The sequence below is a fragment of the Halorubrum sp. C191 genome (genome assembly GCF_002727095.1).
GTDB classification, from domain to species: Archaea; Halobacteriota; Halobacteria; order Halobacteriales; family Haloferacaceae; genus Halorubrum; species Halorubrum ezzemoulense.
In genome coordinates this window covers 1-6,884 of sequence record NZ_NHNZ01000030.1, presented here as the reverse complement: position 1 = coordinate 6,884, position 6,884 = coordinate 1, and the positions used below count along the sequence as shown (strand labels likewise).

Annotated in this window: 8 protein-coding genes and 1 pseudogene; 5 read left to right on the top strand and 4 right to left on the bottom strand. The window is 72.7% G+C overall.

Features of this window, described 5'->3' with window-relative positions; genetic code table 11:
* The coding region (locus Z052_RS02505; RefSeq protein WP_099288747.1) for a hypothetical protein at nt 1-329 on the top strand (329 nt) is incomplete at its 5' end.
* A 2-nt stretch (nt 330-331) separates the two neighbouring features.
* On the opposite strand, the gene menD is transcribed toward Z052_RS02505, so the two are convergent.
* Together menD and Z052_RS02495 are read right to left on the bottom strand one after the other, a co-directional pair.
* The gene (menD, locus tag Z052_RS02500; protein ID WP_094519365.1) at nt 332-2,269 is read right to left on the bottom strand and encodes a 2-succinyl-5-enolpyruvyl-6-hydroxy-3-cyclohexene-1-carboxylic-acid synthase; all 1,938 of its coding nucleotides are present in this window, start codon (nt 2,267-2,269) and stop codon (nt 332-334) included.
* 112 nt (nt 2,270-2,381) lie between these two features.
* On the bottom strand, nt 2,382-2,780 hold the full coding sequence (locus Z052_RS02495; protein ID WP_049929662.1) for a DUF5830 family protein: 399 nt from the start codon (nt 2,778-2,780) through the stop codon (nt 2,382-2,384).
* Nucleotides 2,781-2,901: 121 nt separating this feature from the next.
* Here Z052_RS02495 and Z052_RS02490 point away from each other — a divergent pair, with 121 nt between their 5' ends.
* Both Z052_RS02490 and Z052_RS21195 read left to right on the top strand, forming a co-directional pair.
* Nucleotides 2,902-3,267, top strand: coding sequence for a hypothetical protein (locus tag Z052_RS02490; RefSeq protein WP_049929663.1), 366 nt, complete (start codon nt 2,902-2,904; stop codon nt 3,265-3,267).
* 54 nt (nt 3,268-3,321) lie between these two features.
* Nucleotides 3,322-3,453, top strand: coding sequence for a hypothetical protein (locus tag Z052_RS21195; RefSeq protein WP_254921850.1), 132 nt, complete (start codon nt 3,322-3,324; stop codon nt 3,451-3,453).
* A 198-nt stretch (nt 3,454-3,651) separates the two neighbouring features.
* On the opposite strand, the gene Z052_RS02480 is transcribed toward Z052_RS21195, so the two are convergent.
* On the bottom strand, nt 3,652-4,335 hold the full coding sequence (locus tag Z052_RS02480) for a helix-turn-helix domain-containing protein (protein ID WP_394296309.1): 684 nt from the start codon (nt 4,333-4,335) through the stop codon (nt 3,652-3,654).
* A gap of 173 nt (nt 4,336-4,508) precedes the next feature.
* On the opposite strand from Z052_RS02480, the gene Z052_RS02475 reads away from it, so the two are divergent.
* Both Z052_RS02475 and Z052_RS02470 read left to right on the top strand, forming a co-directional pair.
* Nucleotides 4,509-4,769, top strand: a complete 261-nt coding sequence (locus Z052_RS02475; RefSeq protein ID WP_241897874.1) for a hypothetical protein — start codon at nt 4,509-4,511, stop codon at nt 4,767-4,769.
* Between the two features lie 616 nt (nt 4,770-5,385).
* On the top strand, nt 5,386-6,489 hold the full coding sequence (locus tag Z052_RS02470) for a TIGR04053 family radical SAM/SPASM domain-containing protein (RefSeq protein WP_094494650.1): 1,104 nt from the start codon (nt 5,386-5,388) through the stop codon (nt 6,487-6,489).
* Nucleotides 6,490-6,519: 30 nt separating this feature from the next.
* Here the strand turns inward: Z052_RS02470 and Z052_RS02465 are convergent.
* A pseudogene (locus Z052_RS02465) lies at nt 6,520-6,884 on the bottom strand (alpha/beta hydrolase family protein); the annotation flags it as partial.

The following is a 6,884-nucleotide window of genomic DNA, read 5'->3' as shown; positions in this document are numbered from 1 at the left end:
ATTTAGCTGACAGTATGAGCGCCCGGTTCACGGCGTTTTTGCTGGTGTACGGGCTCCTGTTCGGCGTCGCTTTCCTCGCAGGACTGCGCGACGCGGACGCCTCCGCGGCGTCGACCGCGCTGGCGACGGGCGCGAGCGCGACCGCCGCGTTCCTGCTCGGCTCGGCCGCCGTCCTCTGGTACCTCGGTCCGGAGCGCGGCCCGGTCGCCACCGCCGTCTTCGCCCTCGGCGCGAGCCTCGGCGTCGGGATCCAGTTCGCGGTCGTCGCGTACGCCGGGGTCGCGCTCGGCGAGAGCCGCGGCGACGGGCCGATCTCGACGCGCCCCTGACCCTACTCGTCCGCCTCGCCCGCCGCGCCGCCGTGGACCGCGGCGTCGACCGCGGCCGCCAAGCGCTCGCGCGTCCGGTGGCTGGCCTCCGCGTCCGTGTCGACCTCGATCAGGTGCGAGCCCGTCGCCTCGTGGGCCCGGCTGACGGCGGCGGCGAGGTCCTCACCGACGACATCCGCGCGCTCCGCAGGGGTGTCGCCGCGGTCGGCGTGCGCGTCGGGCCGGGCATCGATCCGGACGTGTTCGAGGCCGTGGAGCTCCGCAAGCGACCCGAAGTCGAGGCCGTGCGGCGTCTTGAACGACTCGGTGAACGGCGGCTCGAACTCCTCGATCGGGAGCTTGTGGAAGATGCCGCCGCCGTCGTTGTTGACCGCGACGACCGTGACGTCGACGTCGCACCGGTCGACCGCGAGCAGGCCGTTCGAGTCGTGGTAGAGGGCGAGGTCGCCGACGACGAGCGTGAGGTCGTCGGTCGTCCCGCTCCCCGCGCCGAGCGCGCTGGAGACGATCCCGTCGATGCCGGAGACGCCGCGGTTACCGAGCGCGGTGACGTTCGCGGTCGTCGGCCCGACGAACCGGTCGAGGTCGCGGACGGGCATCGAGTTGGAGACGAACAGCGTCGCCGGATCGGGGAGCGCCCCGGCGACCGCGCGGAGCGCGTCCCCTTCGTGGAACCCGGCGTCACCCTCGTCGGCAGCGGGCTCCGCGTCTTCCTCGCCGCCCCCCTCGCCGTCAAGCGCGTCGGCCTCGCGGGCGTGAACCGCTTCCGCGACCCGGTCGGCCTCCTCCCACTGCGCGCGCCAGCCTTGGTCTCCGCTCCCGCCGCCGACGAGCCGCGAGAGTCGGGCGCAGAACCGGCTCGGCTCGGCGACGACGAGGTCGGTCGCGGCGAACTCGGCCTCGCGCCAGCGGCCGGCGGGGTCGACCTGGTACTGGTCGGCGCCGGTCGCGGCGAGGTACTTCCGGAGCCGCTTGGAGGTCGGCGAGGCACCCAACCGAAGGACGAGGTCGGGGTCGGCCCACGCGTCGCCCGCCGCGGCGGCGTCGCCCGCGTCGCTTCCGCCGTCCGCGAGGTCGGCCGAGAGGTACGCGTCGTAGGTGCCGATCACGGGCGCGACGCGCGTGTGACCGCCGTACCGGAGTCCGGAAAGTGGGTCGGCCAGCACGGGGAACCCGGTGGCGTGCGCGAGCGCCGTGACCGACTCCGAGTCGATCCCCGGCGGGTCGGCGGGGCCGGCGACGATCAGGCCGCGGTCCGCCTCCCCGAGCGCGGTCGCGAGCGCCCGGAGTTTGTCGTCGCCCGGTTCGGGGGCCCCGTGAGTCACGTCGACGTAGGGGCCGTCGCGCCCGCGCTCGGCCGCCTCCGGCAGGTCGTCGGGCACGTCGCCCGGGACCGGCGTCGGCTCCAGCGGCTTCTTAAACGGGACGTTGAGGTGGACCGGGCCCGGGTCGGCCCCTTCTGCCGTCGCGACGGCGCGGGCGACCGTCGTGCGCAGCGACCGGAGGGCCCGATCGTTTGCGGCCGGCTCCGGGAGGTCTTTATAAAATCGAACCGCGTCGCCGTACAGCTTCTCTTGATCCGCGGTCTGGTTCGCGCCGGAGTCGCGCAGTTCGGGCGGCCGGTCGGCGGTGAGCGCGAGCAGCGGGACGCGGGCCTCGCTCGCCTCCATCACGGCCGGGTGGTAGTTGGCGGCGGCGGTGCCGGAGGTACAGATCAGCGGCGTCACGCGGCCGGTCCGACGGGCGCGCCCGAGCGCGAAGTACGCGGCGGAGCGCTCGTCGAGCTGCGAGAACACGCGGAGATCCTCGTGGCCAGCGGCGGCGACGGTCAGCGGCGTCGAGCGGCTGCCCGGCGAGGCGACGACGGCGTCGACGCCCGCGGCGACGAGCTCGTCGACGAGCGCGTTCGCCCACAGGGCGTTCCGGTTCGGCGCGGTCATTACCGTCGCTTCGGGCGCGGACGTAAATACTCCGGCGAGTTCGGTCGACGCTCGGGCGGCGGGAGAGCGCGGTGGACGCTCGACCGGCCGGAGGCCGCTCTCGGCGCCGCCCTCACGCCGCGTCCGACGCCGACTCCGACTCGCGGCCCGTAACCTTGCGGACGCACGAGGAGCCGAACGGGCCGAGTTCGCCCGCGTCAAGTTCGACAAAGTGGCCCGTCGAGACCGAGGCGCCGCAGCGCCGACACTCGAAGTCGCCCTCGCGCGCGACGACCTGGCGCTCGTACTCGACGTAGGCACCGCCGGTGTTGACCCGGAGCCGAGCGCCCTCGCGGTCGATGACGCCGCGCTTCTCCGCGGCGTCGAGGATGTCGCGGGTGAGCGCCGGGCTCGTCGTGATCGTCTCGATCCGGTCGACCGCCGCGGCGAGGTCGAGCTCCTCGCGTTCGAGGTGCGCCAGCAGCTCGACGCCGAGCTCCAGCTTCTCGTCGCGGGTCGACGGCCCCGTCACGGCCGCCGAGACGGCGCGATCCCTATTAAGTCGGCCGGACGCCGGTCGGTCTCCGTCCGCAAAGCGCGCGCCGGCCCCAGCGGATCGGCAGATTCACGTTCGCCGCCCGACAGTTTCGCCCGTGGTTCGATCCCGCGATCGGTCTCGGCGTCGCCTCGCCTACCGCCGGCGCCCCAACGAGTTCTACTGGCTGTGGATCGCGGCGACGGCGACGTACGGCGTCGGCGACATCGTGTCGACCGTCGCCTTCCTCCGGTACGTCCCGACGATCGAGGAGGCGAACCCGGTCGTGCGGTTCGCCCTGGAGTCGTTCGGGCTCTCCGGGCTCGTCGCCCTGAAGATCGCCGTCTACCTCGTGATGCTCTGGATCAGCGTCGAGGGCGCGCGTGAGGGTGACGGGCTCCTCTACTACTTCCCGCCGGTGCTGCTCACGCTCACGGGGACGTACCTCACCGCGAGCAACGTGCGCCTGCTGTGGCTCGCCTGAAGGGCTGACCGCTCGCGTCCGGAGGCCGAATCCGATCTCGGCGCGGCGCTGCTGGTGCGGGTCTGGTTCGTGCTGGTCCACGACCTGCTCGCGCTCGGAACCGTCGCGGCGACCGAGCCGCCGGACGCCGCGCTGTCGGCGCTGGTGCTGTCGAATCCGGCGAGCCCTTCCGGGTGTTCGTGTTGAGCGGGCTCGGGGCGACCGACGGCGGCGGGTTCACCGTCGCCCTCGCCGGGAGCGGGCTCTCGACGGTCACACTGGCGGCGTCGCTCGTCGCGTGGTGCGTGGTCCAAGCCGCCGTCGCGGGGCAGTTGGTCCGTCGCCGTCGGCTCTGGCGCGAGGCGAGACCGGGCGCGGCGACCGGTCGGACTTTTTCGATCGCCGCTACTGGATCCGCTCGATACCGTCCTCCTCCGGCGATTCGAAGTCGAGGGGGCGGCGCGGGAGGTCGTCGACGAACTCCCGGACGATCGTGCGCTCGACGCGCTGGAGCACCTCGCTACACGTGGACTTCGCGATGCCGACATGGTCAGCCACCTCGGTGAGCGTCGTCTCTCGGGGCACGTCGTAGTAGCCGCGGTCGACCGCCTCGAAGAGGACCTCGCGCTGGCGCTCCGTGAGCGACCCGCCGGGGTTGATCCGCTGTTGGACGTACTCGACCTCGAACGCCGCGCCCACGTCGCGGAGGGCGTCGCCGAACTCCGCGACGCGCTCGTGATTACCCGTCACGTCGACGCGCGCGACGCCGTCGCGGATCTCGACCGGCATCTCGATGGGGACGCCCGCCCGGCGGGCGACCGTCTGTAGCAGGGGGACGAGCGCCTCGACCTGAACGGTGACCATCCCGTCGTCCGCGGCCATCACCGACGAGTGGGTGATCGTCTCGTGGTCGTCGATCGCGTCGAGGATCGGGTCCGTTTCGTCCGCGGTGATCCGGACCAGCGCGAACCCCGCGCCGTCGTCCGGCGTCGCGGTCAACACCTGGAACCGCGCCTCGGGGAACTCACGCGAGACCTCGCCGACCCACGGACCGTCCGGGATCGTCACGCGGAGACGTGCCTGTGCCATGCCGGAGGCTTCGACGCCGGCGTGGAAGTAGCTTCGGCTCCGCGGTCGGCGTCGGAACATGTTCGGCGGAACGGACCCAGAGATCGGGTCCGTACCACCGGATATGAGTTCCGAGCCCGACGAGTCGGCGGCGGTGGAGGGCTCGACGCGCGGGACCTCGCGCCGCCGCAACCTTGCGCGAGACGCTCGAACGCGCCGAGCCGCTCGGCGGTCATGACGTGTTGGTCCAGTACAACGACCGAACGCCGCAGTCCCTCTTCCCGCGGCTCGACGACCGCTGGTACGCCTACGCCGCGGTCGGGACCGACGCGCCCACCGCGGTCGTCACGGCGGTCTGGTCGGGCGAGGGCGAGTGGACCGTTTCGGACGAGCGAGCGGGGGAGGGCGACCAGACCGACGCGAGGGAGCGGTCCGGCGAAGGCGACGCGACCTGAGTTACTTCGAATCCGCCAGTACGCGTGAGAGTGACATAACCGTCCAAATCGCGGCACAGGCGATCCAGACCCCGGGGCTCGTGAGCAGGGTTATCGCTCGCTCAGTCGAGTACAGTACGAACAACCATGGCGGTATTCCAACGACGAATGACACAAATCCCGACCGCGACGGCTCGCATGGCTCGCTGCGCTCTTCGCTCGTTCGCTCCACTCACTGCGGTGCGTGCGTCGTCAGGCTTCGCCCTCGCGGCAGCGTGGCGCGACGCGCCACTGGCAGCAGGCGGCGAAGCCGCCGGCGACTGCCCCTTTGAGTCCCACCCGACCGCACAGCGCCGCAGCCTCACGCCTCCCCAGCCTCGTCGCCCTCCCTTCGGTCGGCCGACTCCCTCGCGCGTGCTCCTCGCGGCCGCCTGCGGCGGCCTGCGGCGGCCGCGCGCAGGCACGCGCCGACCACTCTGTCATCTATAATCGATTGTCGGGGTCGCTCACGTGTATTTAAATCCCGCATCGCAGTTGTCGATCCGACGCGTCCCTCCCGCCGTCGCTCGCCGTTACGTCCGGTGAACACGTTCGGGAACGACCCCAAACGGGTCCGGGTCGTAGCCGGACGTGAGCGATGTTCGACGACCTCGACACGGACCGGCGGCCGCTGGTCCTCGTTTGGGAGGTCACGCAGGCCTGCGGGCTCGCGTGCCGCCACTGCCGGGCTAACGCGCGGCCGCAGCGACACCCCGACGAGCTGACGACCGCTGAGGGGAAGCGACTGCTGGCGGACGCCGCCGCGTTCGGCGACGGACAGCTGGTCGTCCTCTCCGGGGGCGACCCGCTCGCGCGCGACGACCTCACGGAGCTGGTCGCGCACGGCGACGACCTCGGCCTCCGGATGACGATCACGCCGAGCGGAACCCGGTCGCTCACGCCCGAGCGCGTCAGCGACCTCGGCGACGCGGGGATCGCCCGCATGGCGCTCAGCCTCGACGGGTCGACCCGCGAGCGCCACGACGCGTTCCGCGGCGAGGAGAGCTTCGCGGACACCGTCGCGGCCGCGCGCGCCGCCCGCGACGCCGGGATCCCGCTCCAAATCAACACTACCGTCTGCGCGGACACGGTCGAGGACCTCCCCGCGATCCGCGACCGCGTCCGCGACCTCGGCGCCGTCCTCTGGAGCGTCTTCTTCCTCGTTCCGGTGGGTCGCGGCCGCGTCCTCGACCCGGTCTCCCCCGAGCGCGCCGAGGCGGCGATGGCGTGGCTCCACGAGGTGTCGGAGGAGGAGCGGTTCGGCGTCAAGACCACTGAGGCCCCGTTCTACCGACGTGTCGGGATCCAGCGCGCCGAGGCCGGCAGCGCCGACGCGGGGGCCGACCGACGGGGCGGGATCACGGCCGGGCGCGGCTTCGCGTTCGTCGGCCACACCGGTGAGGTGTACCCGTCCGGGTTCCTGCCCGAGTCGGCGGGGAACGTCCGCGAGCGGTCGGCCGTCGATGTCTACCGGAACGCCGACCTCTTCGAGTCGCTCCGCGACCCGGACGGCTTCTCGGGGAAGTGCGGCGCCTGCGAGTTCCGCCACGTCTGCGGCGGGAGTCGGTCGCGAGCCTACGCCGTCACGGGCGATCCGACCGACAGCGACCCGCTCTGCCCGTACGTCCCGGACGGCTACGACGGACCGCTGCCCGAGCGCCAGCGAGGGGCCGACGGGGAGCGGTCCGAATCTGCCGACTGATCCCGGCGTCGCCGGCGACTCACTCCGGCCGTTCGCGACGAGGGCGTCGATCATCGCCTCGGCCTGCGCGGGCGGGACCACCTCGTCCTCGCCGCCCTGTAACAGCAGCAGCGGCGCGGTGATCCCCTCGGCGTGCGCGACCGGCGACCGCGCCTCGTAGACGTCGTCGGCCTCGGGGAGCGGGCCGACGAGCCTGTCGAGGTAGCGCGACTCGAACTTGTGGGTCTCCGCCGCCAGCGCGCGGAGGTCGGCGACGCCGTAGTAGCTCGCGCCCGCGTCGAACGTGTCGTGGAACGCGAGCGCGGCGAGTACCGCGAACCCGCCCGCGCTCCCGCCCGAGATCGCCAGCCGGTCCGGGTCGGCGAACCCCTCGTCGGCGGCGTACCGGGCGGCGT